Here is a 16,267-nt window from a genome sequence, read left to right as displayed (position 1 = left end):
AATGAAAATAGTTAAAGTGAATGACCAGATTTCCATCAAACGGTCGATTGAATCTGGTACAACAGAACAGTCAGCCATAGTTAAAAATATTATTTCAGACATTCGAACCATTGGGGATATTGCCTTACGTGATTATACAGAAAAATTTGACAGGGTACGCTTAGAATCCTTTCTGGTAACTGAAAATGAATTGAATGAAGCCTATGGGAAAGTAGATTCTGAATTTATTTCAATTGTTCAAGAGGCAGCTGAAAATATTAGAAGCTTCCATGAAAAGCAATTGCGTCCGTCATGGATGACCACCGAAGAAAATGGCAGTATACTTGGTCAAAAAATAACGCCGCTTGATTCTGTAGGTGTTTATGTCCCGGGAGGAACAGCAGCATATCCTTCCTCAGTACTCATGAATGTTATTCCTGCAAAAGTGGCAGGGGTAAAAAGAATTGTGATGGTATCACCCCCTGATGGTGAAGGGAGACTTCCAGCAGCCGTGCTTGTTGCAGCAAAAGAAGCAGGAGTGGAAGAAATCTATAAAGTTGGCGGGGCACAGGCCATTGGTGCACTGGCATATGGTACAGAGTCAATTGCACCTGTTGATAAAATTACTGGACCGGGCAATATCTTTGTAGCGTTGGCAAAGCGAGAGGTTTTCGGTGATGTCGATATTGATATGATTGCTGGTCCAAGCGAAATTGCGATTATTGCAGACAATTCTGCCCGGGCCGATGAGGTTGCAGCTGATTTATTATCCCAAGCAGAACATGACCCGCGTGCATGCAGTGTCCTTATTACTCCTTCTATGACATTAGCAGAAGAGGTTGCTATTGAAGTCGAAAAACAACTGGCTTTATTGCCACGAAAAGAAATTGCCTCTCGGTCGATTGCTGATTTTGGTGTAATCTATGTGACTTCCTCCTTAGAGGAAGCGGTTGAAACGGTAAATCAACTAGCACCAGAGCACCTTGAAATCTTGACCGAGAATGGTATTGAACTGCTTGGGAAAATCCGACATGCAGGTGCTATTTTTATCGGACGCTATAGTTCAGAGCCAGTAGGCGATTATTTTGCTGGACCCAATCATGTACTGCCGACAAATGGTACTGCTAGATTTTCAAGTCCATTAAATGTAGATGATTTTCAAAAGAAATCAAGTGTCATTATATACAGTGAAAAAGCGTTAAAAGAGAATGGAGAAAAAATCGCAAAATTTGCCCGTATGGAAGGTCTTGAAGCCCATGCGCGAGCAGTTGAGTTAAGACTAAAGAATTAATCAATTATTTGCTAGGGGGCCCTCTCATGGAAAGATACGCAAGCATTGAACGAAAAACAAATGAAACCCAAATCAGTTTATCATTAGACATTGATGGCGAAGGACAGTCGAAACTTGAAACAGGGGTTCCATTCCTTAGCCATATGCTCGATTTATTCACGAAACATGGGCAATTTAATCTTAACGTTGATGCAAAAGGGGATATCGAGGTAGACGACCATCATACGACTGAGGATATCGGGATTTGTATAGGACTGGCATTGCGTGAAGCTCTCGGAGATAAGAGGGGAATTAAACGCTATGGGAATGCCTTTGTACCAATGGATGAAGCATTAGCGCAGGTTGTTGTTGATCTAAGTAATCGCCCACACCTTGAAATGCGTGCAGAATTTCCTAATTCAAAGGTTGGTACCTTTGACACGGAGCTTGTTCATGAATTTTTATGGAAGCTTGCTCTTGAGGCACGTATGAACCTTCATGTGATTGTTCATTACGGACAAAATACTCACCACATGATTGAAGCTGTTTTTAAAGCACTTGGCCGAGCGCTTGACGAGGCTACAACAATAGATCCCCGCATTAAAGGAGTTCCGTCAACGAAAGGGATGTTATAAATGATTGGAATTGTCGATTACGGTATGGGCAATCTGTTTAGTGTCAGTAAGGCGCTTGAACGGTTGAATGCAGATTATTTTATATCAGGAGACAAAGAGGAGCTCCTACGTGCTGATGCGTTACTGCTACCAGGTGTTGGCTCTTTCCGAGATGCGATGGAAGTTTTGCAGGCTGACACTATTAAGGAGTTTGCAGCAAGTGGAAAACCTCTGCTTGGCATATGCCTTGGTATGCAGCTTTTGTTTGAAGATAGTGACGAAAACGGTTTGACAAAAGGTCTCGGATTATTGCCTGGTAAAGTTCGCCGCTTTCCCGGCAAAACGGGTGAGGGAGAAACCTACAAGGTTCCTCATATGGGCTGGAACAAACTTGAATTTGTAAAATCCTCTCCATTATTAGAAGGGTTAGAAGAAGATTATGTTTATTTTGTTCATTCTTACTTTGTAAGTGCAGACAACTCGGAGGTACTACTGGCAAAAGCTAATTACCATGAAGAAGTTTCTGCCGTTGTTGGCAGGGATAATATATTCGGAATGCAATTTCACCCTGAAAAAAGCAGTAAGCTTGGAATGGCACTGTTGAATAATTTTTTGCAATTAGTTGAAGAGAGGATACGGTACGATGACACTCACAATTTATCCGGCTATTGATATGCGCGGCGGGAATTGCGTACGCCTCCTGCAAGGTGATTATGATAAGGAAACGATTTATGGTGATTCACCTTTTGATATGGCACAGCGATTTGCGGCAGATGGTGCAGAATGGATTCATATGGTTGACCTTGATGGGGCAAAGGATGGAAAGCGGGTTAATGACCGTTTTGTCATTGAAGCAGCCAAGTGGCTAAATGTAAAAGTCCAAATTGGCGGGGGCATTCGGTCCGAAGAAGACATCCTTCATTATCTGGAAAATGGAATAACTCGCGTGATTATTGGAAGTATAGCAGTTTCTAATCCACAGTTTGCGATTGAAATGATTCAGAAATACGGTGAGCAGATTGTTGTTGGGATTGATGCGAAAAATGGCTATGTGGCTACACATGGCTGGATTACTACTTCAGAGGTGAAGGCAGTAGAACTGAGTAAACGTTTTGCTGATGCTGGTGCCGAGACGTTTATTTTTACCGATATTGCTACAGATGGGACGCTTTTAGGACCTAATATTGCAGCTGTATGTGAAATGGCTGAGGTTACAGGGAAAAATGTCATTGCTTCTGGCGGAGTGAGCAGTTTAGCAGATTTACGCGCTCTAAATGCAGAAGGGGTTAGAGGAGCTATTGTCGGAAAAGCTCTTTATGAGAACCGTTTTACATTGAATGAAGCACTGGATGAGGTGAAAAAATGACGTTGACAAAACGAATCATCCCCTGCCTTGATGTAAAAGAAGGAAGAGTAGTGAAAGGTATTCAGTTTGTTCAGCTTCGGGATGCTGGAGACCCGGTAGAATTAGCAAGATTTTATGATGAGCAAGGAGCGGATGAGCTGGTCTTCCTTGATATTTCTGCATCTGTCGAAGGACGAAAAACCATGGTCGAAGTGGTAAAGGCTGTTGCTTCTGAGCTTGCCATTCCTTTTACAGTGGGAGGCGGGATTAATTCGTTAGAGGATATGAAACGAATTCTTCGTGCTGGTGCTGATAAGGTGTCATTAAATACGGCAGCTGTATTGAATCCTGAACTTATTTCTGAGGGAGCAGGCTACTTTGGAACGCAATGCATTGTAGTCGCGATTGACGCTAAATATGATGAAGAGCTTGGAACATGGCGTGTTTATACACATGGCGGCCGGACACCAACGGATCGTAAGGTAATCGATTGGGCAAAAGAAGCCGCGGAATTAGGTGCAGGTGAAATTTTACTAACAAGTATGGATAGTGATGGCGAAAAAAATGGATTTGACCTAAATCTGACTGCATCAGTAAGTGAGGCTGTGACGATTCCGGTCATTGCTTCCGGTGGAGCTGGAAATGCCGGTCATTTTGAGGATGCTTTTATTAATGGAAAAGCTGACGCAGCCCTTGCAGCTTCTATTTTTCATTATAAAGAAACTTCAGTTCAGGAAGTGAAAAGCTATTTGCTTGAGAAGGGAGTGGCGGTCCGATGAACATTCGTTTTGACGAAAAAGGGCTTGTACCTGCGATTGTACAGGATGTAGAAACAAAAGAGGTATTAACATTAGCTTATATGAATGAGGAATCATTGACAAAAACGATCGAAACTGGGGAAACATGGTTTTACAGCCGCTCTCGCCAGGAGTTGTGGCATAAAGGTGCAACGAGCGGGAACACTCAGTCTGTTGGAAGCGTGAAATATGACTGTGACCAGGACGCAGTCCTTGTGCTCGTCGAGCCGAAAGGACCTGCATGCCATACGGGAGCCGTTAGCTGCTTCACTGAGGGGGTTACGGAAAGAAACTCCAGTCTGGCAGACTATCAAATCTTGCAATCATTAGAGAAGCTAATTATCGAACGGGAGAAAGAGCGTCCTGAAGGGGCATATACAACCTATCTATTTGAAAAAGGCGTCGATAAAATCTTGAAAAAAGTCGGTGAAGAGGCCTCAGAAGTAATCATTGCAGCCAAAAACCGCGACCAAGAAGAACTAAAATGGGAAGCCGCCGACCTCCTCTACCATCTACAAGTATTATTAGTCGAACAGGGACTGCCGTTTAAAGAAGTATTGAAAACATTAGAAGAAAGACATAAGCGGTAACTGCATAAACGGTGACAGGCACCAAATATACAAAAACACGCTGTTATGCAGCGTGTTTTGTATATTTGGAATATCTTCCAATGTGTCCAAACCAGTTCTATCCCTTCTCGTACGGGCTTTGGTTGTGGTATACTACATAAGTTAGTTTATTGTATTGTATAGATGGAGGTCTCCATGGTTAAAGACTCGAAAGCAAGAATTCAAAAGGGAAAGATCCTGTCGTTTGTTCCGACTGGGGAATATTATTTCACGAAGGGTATTAAAGCATACCATCGCCGTGATTTTAAAAAGGCTAAAAAATATCTTCAACGGGCGATGCAGCTTGAGCCGGGTGAACCAATGATAACCTGTCAGCTTGCCATAGTGTCAACAGAACTTGGTGAGTTCGAAAATTCTAATCGACTCTTGCATTTAATCCTTGAAGATCTTGATGAAGAAATGGCTGAATGTCATTATTTTTTAGCGAATAATTATGCCCATATGGGTTTCTTTAAAGATGCGTATCATCACGCAAATATGTATTTGGAAATGGACCCAAATGGGGATTTTAATGAAGATACAGAAGACCTTCTAGAACTACTGTCGTTTGAGGCGGAGGGTTTAGAAGATGAGCTTTATGAACAGGACGATCTTATCATAAAGCAGGAGCAGGCTCGGGATTTATTGGAATCAGGATATTTTCCGAAAGCCATTGAATTGTTGAATGACGTTGTGGAAGCATATCCTGAATATTGGTCTGCTTATAACAACTTAGCTCTCGCTTATTTTTATTTAGGGAAAACGAAAAAAGCAGAATCCATTCTCGATGATGTATTAGAAAGAAATCCTGGAAATCTTCATGCATTGTGTAATCGGCTTGTTTTTGCCCATTACCAAGGCAGGACTAAAGCTGTCGAACGCTTAATGGATTCCTTGAAGAAAATCCAGCCAATGCTTATCGACCATCAATTTAAATTGGGGGCAACCTTTGCTTTAGTGGGTGAGTATGAGTCAGCATACTTCTGGTTGAAAAAGCTATATAAAAACGGTTTTCAAGGGGACGGTCCCTTCTATTATTGGCTTTCCTATTCGGCTTTTTATACAAACCGTGAGACTTTTTCGAGAAGCATTTGGAAAATAGCCCTGGAGCATAACCCAGATAAAGAGGGGTTTGAACCATGGAATGTGGAAAAACCAATTGCAAATGGATTTGAAGATCACTCAGGATCGATTTTTCAAAAGCTGGAAAGTGATTATATTGAAGAACGGTTATTTGCGATTTTCCTTGCGTCTGTTTCAGGTAAAGTAGGAGAAATTTTCACCACTAAGCGTTTTTATCAAAATCAAAAGCTTTCGTCGATGGAAAAGAATTATGTCTCTTTCTTAAAGTCAGGAACTCCTTCAGCGATTAAAGATGCGCAGGAAATTGCGGAGGTCCTTTACCAAAAACATAAGCCAATCGGGACGGTTGAGTCAGGTTTGTATTTGATGTGGTTTTCCGTGTTTGTAGAAATGTCCAAGTCAGAGGTAAACATGACTAACAAACATGCTTGGGCTGGAGCGATGGAATATGTGTGGTATAAGGCAAGCAATGAAAAGGTATCACAGCAAGAAATTGCCAAACGCTATGATATCTCAGCAGCAACGATTGGGAAATATGTAAAGTTAGTGACCAAACATCTTAATTGATGTCTAGTTGCAGCGCCTAGGGGCTCGGGGTCATAAGCTTGTCTAGTTGCGGCTCCTTGGGACTCGAGGAATAAGCCACCCCATGAAGAAGGCAAAAAGCGCCTTCTTGCATGGTTCGTCTTATTCCTTCGTCCCAGGACAGTCGCCTTCACATTTCAGACAAGCAGTCAAGAAGGTTAAAGAGCGCAACCTTCATGCCGGCTCGTCTTATGCCTGTCGCCCCTGACCAAGGCGCTTCCACTTTTCGGTCATTAAGCAGATAAATGGACTTCGATACGATTGTTTTATACGATTAAGTAGGGAATACTATACTTAATCGTTTTTTTTTATATATTTATATCTAGCTGCAGCGCCTAGGGGCTCGGGGTCATAAGCCAATCCGTCAAGAAGGTTAAAGAGCGCAACCTTCATGCCGGCTCGTCTTATGCCTGTCGCCCCTGACCAAGGCGCTTCCGCTTTTAAATAAGGAGTGAAACATATATGTCTGAGGAAAAAATTTATGATGTGATTATTGCTGGTGCTGGTCCTGCTGGAATGACAGCTGCTGTTTATACATCTCGTGCAAATCTTTCTACACTTATGATTGAACGTGGGATGCCTGGTGGTCAAATGGCAAATACGGAGGATGTTGAAAACTATCCTGGATTTGAAAGTATCCTGGGTCCAGACTTATCCACGAAAATGTTTGAGCACGCTAAAAAGTTTGGTGCTGAATATGCCTATGGTGATATAAAAGAAATTATTGACAATGGTGATGTTAAAACCGTTATCGCGGGTTCAAAACAATACAAAGCCTATTCTGTTATTATTTCTGCTGGAGCTGAATATAAAAAGGTAGGGGTACCAGGTGAGAAGGAACTAAGCGGTCGTGGTGTTTCATATTGTGCCGTTTGTGATGGTGCATTTTTTAAACAAAAAGAACTGTATGTCATCGGCGGTGGGGACTCTGCAGTTGAAGAAGGAGTTTATTTAACCCGTTTCGCTTCTAAGGTAACGATTGTACATCGTCGTGATGAACTTCGTGCGCAGAAGATCCTTCAAGACCGTGCATTTGCAAATGAAAAAATTGATTTTATTTGGAATCACACGATTAAGTCGATTAATGATAAAGAAGGTAAAGTGGGCAGTGTAACCCTTGTTTCCACTCAAAATGGAGTGGAACAGGAGCTTCCAGCAGATGGTGTATTTATTTATATCGGGATGATCCCACTGTCTAAACCATTTACAAACTTAGGAATTACGAATGAAAATGGCTATATTGAAACAAATGAACGAATGGAAACAAAGGTACCTGGAATTTTTGCAGCAGGAGATATTCGTGAGAAAACACTAAGACAAATTGTCACTGCTACTGGTGATGGCAGTATTGCCGCACAAAGTGCACAGCACTATGTAGAGGAACTAAAAGAAGAATTAAAAATCAAGCAATAAATTTACAAATTCTTCATAAACGTAATCCTGTTTTAATTCTGTTGTAACAATGGTGAAATATTTTTGAGGTAGAATGTAAATAAGAATTGACCCCCTTTAAAATATTCACTTGGTGCACAGGCTTGAAAAGCCTGTGCTATTTTTTTACATATTTTTAACATAAATTATGAAATCCGATTTCATTGTGACCGCTTCCTAAAAGGAGTATAATAATAAGAATAAATATACGCTATTATACGATATTACTTAGCTTGATATATAGAGGGTGTTTGTTGTGCAACGAGTCACCAATTGTGTATTAATTAGAGATAATCAAGTATTGATGTTGAAGAAGCCGCGCCGTGGCTGGTGGGTAGCACCTGGCGGCAAAATGGAGCCGGGCGAATCTGTTCGAGACTCCTGTATCCGCGAGTACCGAGAGGAAACCGGAATCTACTTGAAAAACCCACAATTGAAGGGTATTTTTACGTTCATAATGAAAGAAAATGATCAGGTTCTATCCGAATGGATGATGTTTACCTTTTTTGCAACCGATTCTGATGGAATGCAATTTGACGAATCGGATGAAGGTAAGCTTGAATGGCAGCAGCTAGATCAACTAAAAAACCTGCCAATGGCGGCAGGAGACTATCATATTATCGATTACATGATTCATGGAAATGGGATTATTTACGGTACTTTTACTTATACCAAAGATTTTCAACTAATCAGTTATCGATTAGATCCAAGTTAACATGAGGGGGAAAAAATAAATGAGTACCGGATCAACAAATGAAACGCAAATGGTCATCATTACGGGGATGTCAGGAGCAGGAAAAACCGTTGCTATCCAAAGTTTAGAGGATTTAGGGTTTTTCTGCGTCGATAATCTGCCTCCGACATTGCTTCCAAAATTCCTTGAACTTATGAGGGAATCTGGGAATAAAATGAATAAAGTGGCATTGGTTATGGATTTAAGGGGAAGAGAGTTCTTTGATCATTTATTTAAAGCGCTTGATGAACTTGCAGAAACCTCTTGGGTAAGCCCGCAAATCCTGTTCTTGGATGCAGATGATGCTACTTTAGTAAGAAGATACAAGGAAACAAGAAGATTTCATCCTCTTGCACAATCTGGTTTGCCATTAGAAGGAATCAAATTGGAACGGGAGCTTCTTGATGAATTGAAGGGTAGAGCACAGCTAATTTATAACACTTCACAAATGAAGCCGCGCGAATTACGTGAAAAGATTATTACTGAATTTACCACGAATAATCAATCAATTTTTACTGTCAATGTCATGTCATTTGGATTTAAGCATGGAATACCAATCGACGCCGATCTTGTTTTTGATGTACGTTTCCTGCCAAATCCTCATTATATCGATCACATGAGACCTAAGACAGGATTGGATGAAGATGTTTCAAGTTATGTTTTGAAATGGAATGAAACGCATAAATTCTTAGAGAAGGTTACAGATTTGCTCAGCTTTATGCTTCCGCATTATAAGCGGGAAGGAAAAGCGCAGCTTGTCATTGCAATAGGTTGTACCGGAGGTCAGCACCGCTCCGTTACGCTGGCAGAATATCTAGCTAAATACTTTGAAAATGATTATAAGACATTAGTTTCACACCGTGACATTGAGAGGAGAAAGGATCAGACAACATGAGCAATTACGGACAGCCAAGAATCGTCATCATTGGCGGTGGTACAGGATTGCCGGTTTTATTACGAGGATTAAAACAGTATCCGGTTGATATTACCGCCATTGTGACGGTTGCGGATGATGGCGGCAGTTCAGGAAGGCTCCGTGATGACCTGCAAATTCCTCCGCCTGGAGATATCCGAAATGTGCTAGCCGCACTATCGGATGTTGAACCACTTGTGGAAGAGATGTTTCAACATCGTTTTAAGACCTCCAATGAATTATCGGGACATTCGCTTGGTAATTTGATCTTGGCAGCAATGACATCGATTACTGGGAACTTTGTTCACGCCATTCAAGAAATGAGTAAGGTATTAAACGTTCGAGGTAAGGTTCTGCCTGCAGCCAATCAAAGCGTTGTGCTTCATGCAGAAATGGAGGATGGGACAGTTGTATCTGGAGAATCAAAAATTCCCTATTCCGGCAAAAAAATAAAAAAAGTTTTTTTAACACCGAAGGTTATCCGCCCTCTGCCAGAATCAATACAAGCGATTAGACAAGCGGATTTAATCATTATTGGTCCGGGAAGTTTATATACTAGTATTTTGCCTAACCTACTTGTACCAAGATTAGGTGAGGAGGTTTGCCGTTCTCATGCCAAAAAGGTATATATATGTAATTTGATGACACAAGCTGGTGAAACGCACGGATTCACCGCGAGTGACCATGTAAAAGCCATTTATGATCATATGGCCTGTTCTTTTATGAATACCATTCTTGTTAACGACAAAGAAATTCCTGAAGACATCCAACTACGCTACAATGAAGAGCTTGCGAACCCTGTCAATTATGATTTGGACCGCATATCCGAGCTTGGTCTTGAAGTGGTTCATGCTGATATTGCGATACAGGAAAATGGGGCACTTAGACATGACCCAAAAAAGGTTGCCAAAATTTTATATAATTTACTTATAAATGAAACCAAAACGAGGTATGAAGCGTAATAATAATATCCGGATTAAATACCCGGATAAAGGGGGTGAAGGGATGTCTTTCGCTTCGGAAACGAAAAAAGAATTGACGAATTTAGAAATAAAACCATGCTGTATTCAAGCGGAACTTTCCGCTCTCATACGAATGAATGGTTCTATGTCCTTTTCCAACCGTAAGTTAATTGTTGATATTCAGACTGAAAATGCAGCGATCGCTAGAAGGATTTATACTTTAATAAAAAAGAGCTATGATGTACCAGTTGAACTGCTTGTTCGAAAAAAAATGAGATTAAAAAAGAACAATGTTTACATTGTCCGTTTGTCGCAACAGGCAAAGGAAATACTTGAGGATATGAAAATCCTTGGTGAAGGATTTACCTTCATCCATGATATTGCTAGTGTTCTTGTGAAAAAGAAATGTTGTAAACGTTCTTATTTACGTGGCGCTTTTCTTGCTGGAGGTTCCGTAAATAATCCGGAAACTTCATCTTATCATTTGGAAATTGCTTCGCTCTATAAGGAACATAACGATTCCTTGTGCGAATTAATGAATAAATTTGGACTTAATAGCAAAACACTTGAAAGAAAAAAAGGCTATATTACGTACTTAAAAGAAGCAGAAAAAATTACCGAGTTTTTAAATATCATTGGTGCAGTCAATGCTCTTCTTCGTTTTGAGGATGTGCGGATTGTAAGAGATATGCGAAATTCGGTGAATCGTCTGGTTAATTGTGAAACAGCGAACTTAAATAAAACCATTGGAGCGTCCATCAGACAGGTTGAAAATATTCGCTATATTAACGATACAGTTGGATTGCATATTTTACCTGAAAAGTTAAGAGAAATCGCTGAACTCCGTCTCCATTATACGGATGTGACCCTTAAAGAACTAGGGGAAATGGTTTCCGGAGGTACAATTAGTAAATCAGGAATTAATCATCGGTTAAGAAAAATAGATGAAATCGCTGAAAAATTACGAATAGGTGACTTGGCTCCAAGAAAATAGAAAAAACATGAGGAGGAATTTGTAATGATAGAGAAACAAGTTGAAGTTAAATTGAAAACAGGTCTTCAGGCACGTCCAGCAGCATTATTTGTTCAGGAAGCAAACCGGTTTTCAGCTGATATTTTTTTAGAGAAAGATGGTAAAAAAGTAAATGCGAAAAGTATAATGGGCTTAATGAGCTTGGCTGTCGGCTCAGGTGTAGTTGTTAATATTGTCGCAAATGGTGATGATGAAGAAAGAGCAGTCGATGCATTGTCTAATTTTGTTCAAAATGAACATTAAAATAAAAAGAGTTTAGCCCGAAATTGGCCAAACTCTTTTTTGTGTAAAAAAACAGCCGGCAAAAGACGGCTGCTTTCCAATTACTTATCTTTCTTTTTTTCTTCTGTAAGGCTTCGTGTAATAATGTGGTCAACAAGACCGTATTCTTTTGCTCTTTCAGCTGTCATAAAGTTATCGCGATCAGTATCTTTTTGAATCACTTCAAGAGGCTGTCCAGTACGCTCTGATAAGATTCCATTCAATTTTTCACGAAGGAATAAAATACGCTTAGCTGCGATTTCAATCTCAGTAGCTTGACCTTGTGCTCCGCCTAATGGCTGATGAATCATTACTTCGGCATTTGGTAACGCATAACGTTTACCTTTTGTTCCTGCTGCAAGTAAAAAAGCACCCATTGATGCTGCCATACCAATACAAATCGTTTGAACATCTGGCTTAATGAACTGCATAGTGTCATAAATGGCCATACCAGCTGTAATGCTGCCGCCAGGGCTGTTAATATAAATGGATATATCCTTTTCAGGGTTTTCTGCTTCTAGGAAGAGTAATTGTGCTACAATGCTGTTAGCCACATGATCATCAATACCACTGCCTAGCATAATAATCCGGTCTTTTAAAAGACGAGAATAGATGTCGTATGCTCTCTCTCCACGGTTTGTTTGTTCAATAACTGTAGGAATCAAATTCATTTTTTCTTCCTCCTTTAAGTATGAAAGATTTTAATATGTATAGTTAATGATACACTGATGGTCAATTAAGGTCAAACAATTCGCCTTACTATTTGTTCGACAACTTTCCCTATTTCAGCATAACCATTAAGGGCTTTTTTAAACCTATCTTACTTGCAAAGTTTCACGAATTGGAATATAATATATAAGTCGCACATATGCGCTCGTGGTGCAACGGATTTGACGAGAGCAAGCGAAACATTTACATAAATCAACTTTACTATGCCACCAGCGTTATATCAACGTTTGTGGCATTTTTTGTGTCCATTTTTAATGGCTACAGATGAAACATAAATACCACGAAAGCTACCACGAAAACAAAAGCGAACCAAACCATATTTTTGGGGAGGTTTAGCCATGAAACGAAGAAATACCGTCACCACTTCACTCGCTCAAAAACTAGAAACCACGCTAGAAGAAATTGAGCAAACTTCATCATTTCAAAAAGCTACTATAGAATTTTTCAAGCATTGTCGTATTAAAGGATTGTCCTCAGAAACAGTGAAATTTTATCAAAAAGAATTAAAGCAAATCGGTAGAGCTTTTGCTGAAATAACTGTCCCACTTTCAGACATTAGAAAAATAAATACTGTTCACATTGAAAATTTCATTGAGTACCAGCAAGGACTAGGACGAGCAATAAACACCATTAACTCACGATTACGAGCTGGTAGGACATTCTTCAATTATTGCCTAAGAAAAAAGTATATAAACGCTAATCCATTCGATGGAATCCAGCAATTAAAGAAAAGGCACGAAGTAGGAGCAACACTTAGTAAACAGCAATTAAAACGTTTGCTTAACACACCAGATGTATCAAGCTTTGTTGGTTTGCGTGACCTTACACTTATGTTGACCCTAGCACACACTGGGGTGAGATTGACAGAGCTAACGTCACTGAAGGTACAAGACGTTTCATTTGATGGGAAGGGAGCAATCAATGTTCAACGAGCTAAAAACCGATATGCAAGGCGAATACCACTCACAAACCGATTAAAACAAGTGTTGAAAGCATACATCGAGGAACGTGGAGCATTAGATCACGATTTATTATTCATTAATATTGAGAATCAACCTTTAGGAGCACGAACTGTTCAGGAGCGATTGAAACATTACGGAAGAGAAACAGGGGTCGAAAAGCAAGTGGCTGTGAGTCCTCATGCGTTCAGAAGGACATTTTGTCGATTGAAAGTTGAAGCTGGTACAAATATTTTCGTTTTACAAAGGCTTTCAGGTCACCAATCATTAGAAATTCTAAAACGATATGTAGAAATATACGGAAAAGATTTAGAACTAGCCATCGAACAAGGTTTTGATTGAATAATGCTAGTTTAGAAAATTATGAGCTCGTGTTACTATTTAAAAGTTTACAAACAAAAAGAAACGTTCCCCAACAGTTTGCCGACCTAAGGGAACGTTTCTTAAAAAAATAACAACTTCATTATAGCAAGTTTGCTTGATGAAGTCTAAAGGGAGAATTTCATAATGAATGGAATTATTAAACGAAGGAAGACAACTGATTACGCACAGATCCATAACGGAGCACTTCAACAACTTGAGGACGTTAGAAGCATTGGTTTAATCGCTCATTTAATGTCATTACCTGATACTTGGGTAATTTCTAAAATGCAATTGTACAGCAAGTTCGGACGAGGACCGATTACAAACGCAATTAAAGAATTGGAAGCGAAAAAGTACTGGGTCACTATCCAATATCGAGACGGTAAAAAGACTTTGTATTATTACAACGTCAGTGACGTAGCTTTTGACGACAGTGAAGTTTTAAATATGATTGCCGAGGTAAATCAAGGTGGGTTTAAAATAATCGCTATATCGGAAAGCTTTACGCATTTGATTTCAATTGGTGAAAATCAACAATTCAAAAAAACTGATAATCCTGAAATTGTGGTTTCTTCAATTGTCGATTTTGAACAGTTCAAAATCAATTGTTCAAATTCAACTGTTGAAAACGAACACCTATTAAATAAAGTATTAGAAACAAACAAAGAAAAACAAAATAAAGAGAAAGAAACATTTGTTAATTTACAAGGCATTAACAACTTTTTAAATCCTATTCAATTTAAAATTTCTTTAATTGACGCCTGTAATTCTTGCTACAGTGAATTTGCACCCAGCAGATGGAGTAAACAACAATGGCTCACATTAATTGAAACATTCGTTAATGAAAAGATTGAAGATGAAGCCTACATACGAGTTCCAGCAGATAAGATTAAATCCTATGCTTACGCTTCACTTAAGAACATCGCTCATAAAGTCGATTTGAAAAACGGAAAAACTCATTTAAGCAGCACTGGTGAAATTCCATATTACGATTGGTTAAATCAATAGAAAAGTCACTCCTTGTTAAAGGGAGTGACTAGCCAAGGTCTCTTTGCTTTGGCTCAAAGGCAGTGTGCTTGCTCTCATCATAGAAACAAGTTCGATATTGCCCAAAGTATTTCAATGATGGCAACGGGAATTTTTACATTAATTTTAATGTCAATTTCCAACATTGGGACGATTACACCTCTTTGACGAGGCAGTACTTAGAGCTACTAATGCCCCTTGACAGGACATTTTCGGTCCAGACCTCATCGACACTCACGGTGCAAGCACAACCATATTATACCATATAAAATTATGAAACTACTAATTGAATATTAATATTCAATTTTAAAGGGTGAGCAACAGTGAACAAACTTAAATTAATTGCTATGACATTAATAACCGTATTTTTATTTGTTGCTATTGCGTATCAGATGTTTAATGCCATTCTGATAGTCGACCCAGTTATGGAAGAAAAGCTAGAGCATTTTGAAAGCACTGGCGGTTGGAGAGCTCACCAAGAACGTATCGAATCATGGGAAGCTGAAGCTAAAGCAAAGGAGATGCAGAAAATAGATAGTTCAGGCGTAGGGTTGATATAAAAGAAACTGGCTGAGGTATAGAACCTATATAGAAAAAACACAGGAACTATATAACGAATATATAAATAAAAAAACAGCACCAATTCTTTACGAGAAGGTAGCTGTTCAAGGTTTTAGGCTATTTAATTTAAGTGTGTCACAACAAAATACAATACAAGGAAATATGCTTCGGTTTTCACTCCCTTCTTATTACTTATTATATTGTTTTAATAAAAATGGTAAGGAAAGAAACCAAAAAAAATAGACCGCCCAACATAAAGTTGAGCGGATTTTAGCGTATCTCTCGCTAAATACATTAATAAGCTTGTAAACTTCCCTATTGTATATATACACTGCTTGATGAAAAGTAAGTTAGCAAACCGTTGAACCATGCAGACTTTATACACAGTAAAATATCAATTTTACCAATAAAAAAAGACGGAGCACTCGTGAAAGCACTCCATTTAATTATTAAACCGTTTCAGGTTTTTGCACAGTTGAATACCAATCAGTAACTTGTAAAGCTGGAGCTGTTTCCGAATCTACCATGTAAAACACGCTGGCATCTTCTAGAGCACGAACTGTGAACGTAAGCTCAACTGTTTCTTCTTCAACTCCACCTTCTAATGTTTGAGCGGAAATAGCTGGGGGAGCGAATTTAACAGCATAAATTGCATATAAAGTTTTAAAATTGCTACCCAATTTATTGCGTTCAAATAGAATCGCTAACTCAGGAGCTACGTCAGTTGATTTAACTAACACGCCACCAGCGTTTACAGTAGCACCGAACAATGTGTTATATTCTTGAATTGTTAAACCAGAAATTGTTAAAGTTCCTTCTCCGCCATTGAAAACAAAATCATTATAGTCGATAGCGTTGTCAGCGTAAAACTGAACTTGCTCGTAAGATAATTCAGCTTCGATTGATTTTGCACCTTCGATTTTAACAGGTGTTCCGTATGTTGAACCTGTCAAAGGAGCAACGTGAATATTTTTAAATCCACCAAGACGTTTTTTAACCATTTTAATTTTCCTTC

At 39.3% G+C, this 16,267-nt stretch carries 17 protein-coding genes and 1 pseudogene; 16 read left to right on the top strand and 2 right to left on the bottom strand.

Annotation, left to right across the window (positions count from 1 at the left end; genetic code table 11):
- The first annotated feature begins 1 nt into the window (after position 1).
- From hisD to TR08_RS10650, 13 genes are all read left to right on the top strand, one after another.
- Entirely contained in the window at positions 2 to 1,270 is a 1,269-nt protein-coding gene (hisD, locus tag TR08_RS10710; protein WP_045518136.1) for a histidinol dehydrogenase, read from the top strand.
- 26 nt (positions 1,271 to 1,296) lie between these two features.
- Positions 1,297 to 1,884, top strand: a complete 588-nt coding sequence (hisB, locus tag TR08_RS10705; protein ID WP_045518134.1) for an imidazoleglycerol-phosphate dehydratase HisB — start codon at positions 1,297 to 1,299, stop codon at positions 1,882 to 1,884.
- The gene (hisH, locus tag TR08_RS10700; protein WP_045518132.1) at positions 1,885 to 2,535 is read left to right on the top strand and encodes an imidazole glycerol phosphate synthase subunit HisH; all 651 of its coding nucleotides are present in this window, start codon (positions 1,885 to 1,887) and stop codon (positions 2,533 to 2,535) included. It abuts the gene before it with no gap.
- Complete coding sequence (gene hisA / locus TR08_RS10695; RefSeq protein ID WP_045518130.1) at positions 2,507 to 3,229, top strand: 1-(5-phosphoribosyl)-5-[(5-phosphoribosylamino)methylideneamino]imidazole-4-carboxamide isomerase; 723 nt, start codon at positions 2,507 to 2,509, stop codon at positions 3,227 to 3,229. The genes hisH and hisA overlap by 29 nt, the downstream gene beginning before the upstream one ends.
- Positions 3,226 to 3,987 carry an imidazole glycerol phosphate synthase subunit HisF gene (hisF, locus tag TR08_RS10690; protein ID WP_045518129.1) on the top strand — a complete coding sequence of 254 codons (762 nt, stop codon included), beginning with the start codon at positions 3,226 to 3,228 and terminating at the stop codon, positions 3,985 to 3,987. The genes hisA and hisF overlap by 4 nt, the downstream gene beginning before the upstream one ends.
- A complete protein-coding gene (gene hisIE, locus TR08_RS10685) occupies positions 3,984 to 4,595 on the top strand; it encodes a bifunctional phosphoribosyl-AMP cyclohydrolase/phosphoribosyl-ATP diphosphatase HisIE (protein ID WP_045518128.1) in 612 nt (203 codons plus the stop codon). The genes hisF and hisIE overlap by 4 nt, the downstream gene beginning before the upstream one ends.
- 174 nt (positions 4,596 to 4,769) lie before the next feature.
- Positions 4,770 to 6,263 (top strand): tetratricopeptide repeat protein, encoded by a 1,494-nt coding sequence (locus tag TR08_RS10680; protein ID WP_045518127.1) that lies wholly within the window; start codon positions 4,770 to 4,772, stop codon positions 6,261 to 6,263.
- A gap of 480 nt (positions 6,264 to 6,743) precedes the next feature.
- Positions 6,744 to 7,694 carry a thioredoxin-disulfide reductase gene (gene trxB, locus TR08_RS10675; protein ID WP_045518126.1) on the top strand — a complete coding sequence of 317 codons (951 nt, stop codon included), beginning with the start codon at positions 6,744 to 6,746 and terminating at the stop codon, positions 7,692 to 7,694.
- 274 nt (positions 7,695 to 7,968) lie between these two features.
- Positions 7,969 to 8,427 (top strand): NUDIX hydrolase, encoded by a 459-nt coding sequence (locus TR08_RS10670; RefSeq protein ID WP_045518124.1) that lies wholly within the window; start codon positions 7,969 to 7,971, stop codon positions 8,425 to 8,427.
- A gap of 19 nt (positions 8,428 to 8,446) precedes the next feature.
- On the top strand, positions 8,447 to 9,340 hold the full coding sequence (gene rapZ, locus TR08_RS10665) for an RNase adapter RapZ (RefSeq protein ID WP_045518123.1): 894 nt from the start codon (positions 8,447 to 8,449) through the stop codon (positions 9,338 to 9,340).
- A complete protein-coding gene (locus TR08_RS10660) occupies positions 9,337 to 10,320 on the top strand; it encodes a gluconeogenesis factor YvcK family protein (protein ID WP_045518122.1) in 984 nt (327 codons plus the stop codon). The genes rapZ and TR08_RS10660 overlap by 4 nt, the downstream gene beginning before the upstream one ends.
- Before the next feature lie 43 nt (positions 10,321 to 10,363).
- Positions 10,364 to 11,314 (top strand): DNA-binding protein WhiA, encoded by a 951-nt coding sequence (gene whiA, locus TR08_RS10655; protein WP_045518121.1) that lies wholly within the window; start codon positions 10,364 to 10,366, stop codon positions 11,312 to 11,314.
- A 24-nt stretch (positions 11,315 to 11,338) separates the two neighbouring features.
- Complete coding sequence (locus tag TR08_RS10650; protein ID WP_045518120.1) at positions 11,339 to 11,596, top strand: HPr family phosphocarrier protein; 258 nt, start codon at positions 11,339 to 11,341, stop codon at positions 11,594 to 11,596.
- Between the two features lie 80 nt (positions 11,597 to 11,676).
- Here the strand turns inward: TR08_RS10650 and clpP are convergent.
- Positions 11,677 to 12,288 (bottom strand): annotated as a pseudogene (clpP, locus tag TR08_RS10645) (ATP-dependent Clp endopeptidase proteolytic subunit ClpP); the annotation flags it as partial.
- A gap of 393 nt (positions 12,289 to 12,681) precedes the next feature.
- On the opposite strand from clpP, the gene TR08_RS10640 reads away from it, so the two are divergent.
- From TR08_RS10640 to TR08_RS10630, 3 genes are all read left to right on the top strand, one after another.
- The gene (locus TR08_RS10640; protein WP_045518116.1) at positions 12,682 to 13,644 is read left to right on the top strand and encodes a tyrosine-type recombinase/integrase; all 963 of its coding nucleotides are present in this window, start codon (positions 12,682 to 12,684) and stop codon (positions 13,642 to 13,644) included.
- 165 nt (positions 13,645 to 13,809) lie between these two features.
- Positions 13,810 to 14,673, top strand: a complete 864-nt coding sequence (locus TR08_RS10635) for a hypothetical protein (protein ID WP_045518114.1) — start codon at positions 13,810 to 13,812, stop codon at positions 14,671 to 14,673.
- A gap of 341 nt (positions 14,674 to 15,014) precedes the next feature.
- The gene (locus TR08_RS10630) at positions 15,015 to 15,251 is read left to right on the top strand and encodes a hypothetical protein (protein ID WP_045518112.1); all 237 of its coding nucleotides are present in this window, start codon (positions 15,015 to 15,017) and stop codon (positions 15,249 to 15,251) included.
- Between the two features lie 450 nt (positions 15,252 to 15,701).
- Here the strand turns inward: TR08_RS10630 and TR08_RS30250 are convergent, their stop codons facing one another.
- Positions 15,702 to 16,253, bottom strand: a complete 552-nt coding sequence (locus tag TR08_RS30250) for a major tail protein (RefSeq protein ID WP_052427415.1) — start codon at positions 16,251 to 16,253, stop codon at positions 15,702 to 15,704.
- Positions 16,254 to 16,267 lie beyond the last annotated feature (14 nt).

Source organism: Neobacillus niacini (genome assembly GCF_000759675.1).
Lineage (GTDB): Bacteria > Bacillota > Bacilli > Bacillales > Cytobacillaceae > Neobacillus > Neobacillus niacini_A.
This window is presented reverse-complemented; position numbering and strand designations above follow the sequence as displayed.

Excerpts from the sequence above, each read along its gene's own strand:
- TR08_RS10635 (WP_045518114.1), top strand. The coding sequence starts at position 13,810 with ATGAATGGAATTATTAAACGAAGGAAGACAACTGATTACGCACAGATC.
- hisD (WP_045518136.1), top strand. The coding sequence starts at position 2 with ATGAAAATAGTTAAAGTGAATGACCAGATTTCCATCAAACGGTCGATT.
- trxB (WP_045518126.1), top strand. The coding sequence starts at position 6,744 with ATGTCTGAGGAAAAAATTTATGATGTGATTATTGCTGGTGCTGGTCCT.
- hisA (WP_045518130.1), top strand. The coding sequence starts at position 2,507 with ATGACACTCACAATTTATCCGGCTATTGATATGCGCGGCGGGAATTGC.
- whiA (WP_045518121.1), top strand. The coding sequence starts at position 10,364 with ATGTCTTTCGCTTCGGAAACGAAAAAAGAATTGACGAATTTAGAAATA.
- TR08_RS10660 (WP_045518122.1), top strand. The coding sequence starts at position 9,337 with ATGAGCAATTACGGACAGCCAAGAATCGTCATCATTGGCGGTGGTACA.
- TR08_RS10680 (WP_045518127.1), top strand. The coding sequence starts at position 4,770 with ATGGTTAAAGACTCGAAAGCAAGAATTCAAAAGGGAAAGATCCTGTCG.
- hisB (WP_045518134.1), top strand. The coding sequence starts at position 1,297 with ATGGAAAGATACGCAAGCATTGAACGAAAAACAAATGAAACCCAAATC.
- hisH (WP_045518132.1), top strand. The coding sequence starts at position 1,885 with ATGATTGGAATTGTCGATTACGGTATGGGCAATCTGTTTAGTGTCAGT.
- TR08_RS10640 (WP_045518116.1), top strand. The coding sequence starts at position 12,682 with ATGAAACGAAGAAATACCGTCACCACTTCACTCGCTCAAAAACTAGAA.
- hisF (WP_045518129.1), top strand. The coding sequence starts at position 3,226 with ATGACGTTGACAAAACGAATCATCCCCTGCCTTGATGTAAAAGAAGGA.
- TR08_RS30250 (WP_052427415.1), bottom strand. The coding sequence starts at position 16,253 with ATGGTTAAAAAACGTCTTGGTGGATTTAAAAATATTCACGTTGCTCCT.
- hisIE (WP_045518128.1), top strand. The coding sequence starts at position 3,984 with ATGAACATTCGTTTTGACGAAAAAGGGCTTGTACCTGCGATTGTACAG.
- TR08_RS10650 (WP_045518120.1), top strand. The coding sequence starts at position 11,339 with ATGATAGAGAAACAAGTTGAAGTTAAATTGAAAACAGGTCTTCAGGCA.
- rapZ (WP_045518123.1), top strand. The coding sequence starts at position 8,447 with ATGAGTACCGGATCAACAAATGAAACGCAAATGGTCATCATTACGGGG.